The 1,381-nt window shown below is 51.2% G+C and carries 1 rRNA gene; it reads right to left on the bottom strand.

What is annotated here, in order from left to right:
* Positions 1-15: 15 nt before the first annotated feature.
* Positions 16-1,381: ribosomal RNA gene (locus tag IGS55_RS27775) — 23S ribosomal RNA — on the bottom strand; the annotation flags it as partial.

Raw genomic sequence — 1,381 nt, 5'->3', positions numbered from 1 at the left:
ACCTGCTAAGGTTATAGGGACAAGCCGTACGGGCAATTAGTACTGGTTAGCTTAATGCATTACTGCACTTCCACACCCAGCCTATCAACGTCCTGGTCTCGAACGACCCTTCAAAGAGCTCAAGGCTCTGGGAAATCTCATCTCAAGGCAAGTTTCCCGCTTAGATGCTTTCAGCGGTTATCTCTTCCGAACTTAGCTACCCGGCAATGCCACTGGCGTGACAACCGGTACACCAGAGGTTCGTCCACTCCGGTCCTCTCGTACTAGGAGCAGCCCCCTTCAAATTTCCAACGCCCACGGCAGATAGGGACCAAACTGTCTCACGACGTTTTAAACCCAGCTCACGTACCACTTTAAATGGCGAACAGCCATACCCTTGGGACCGGCTACAGCCCCAGGATGTGATGAGCCGACATCGAGGTGCCAAACTCCCCCGTCGATATGAACTCTTGGGAGGAATCAGCCTGTTATCCCCAGAGTACCTTTTATCCGTTGAGCGATGGCCCTTCCATACAGAACCACCGGATCACTATGTCCTACTTTCGTACCTGCTCGACTTGTCAGTCTCGCAGTTAAGCACGCTTATGCCATTGCACTATCAACACGATGTCCGACCGTATCTAGCGTACCTTCGAACTCCTCCGTTACACTTTAGGAGGAGACCGCCCCAGTCAAACTGCCTACCATGCACTGTCCCCGATCCGGATAACGGACCAAGGTTAGAACCTCAAACAAACCAGGGTGGTATTTCAAGGTTGGCTCCACGAGAACTAGCGTCCCCGCTTCAAAGCCTCCCACCTATCCTACACAGATTGGTTCAAAGTCCAATGCAAAGCTACAGTAAAGGTTCATGGGGTCTTTCCGTCTAGCCGCGGGTAGATTGCATCATCACAAACATTTCAACTTCGCTGAGTCTCGGGAGGAGACAGTGTGGCCATCGTTACGCCATTCGTGCAGGTCGGAACTTACCCGACAAGGAATTTCGCTACCTTAGGACCGTTATAGTTACGGCCGCCGTTTACTGGGACTTCAATCAAGAGCTTGCACCCCATCATTTAATCTTCCAGCACCGGGCAGGCGTCACACCCTATACGTCCACTTTCGTGTTTGCAGAGTGCTGTGTTTTTATTAAACAGTCGCAGCCACCAGTTTATTGCAACCCTTTCACCCTCATGGAGTAAACCAATCAAGCTACCGGGGCGTACCTTTTCCCGAAGTTACGGTACCAATTTGCCGAGTTCCTTCTCCCGAGTTCTCTCAAGCGCCTTAGAATACTCATCTCGCCCACCTGTGTCGGTTTGCGGTACGGTCTCGTATGACTGAAGCTTAGAGGCTTTTCTTGGAACCACTTCCGATTGCTTCGTGAATAAATTCACTCGTC

Origin of the sequence: Janthinobacterium sp. EB271-G4-3-2 (genome assembly GCF_020858035.1) — a bacterium.
Taxonomy (GTDB): Bacteria; Pseudomonadota; Gammaproteobacteria; order Burkholderiales; family Burkholderiaceae_D; genus Janthinobacterium; species Janthinobacterium aestuarii.
The sequence above is the reverse complement of the archived record's forward strand: the minus strand, read 5'-3'. Positions and strand labels throughout refer to the sequence as shown.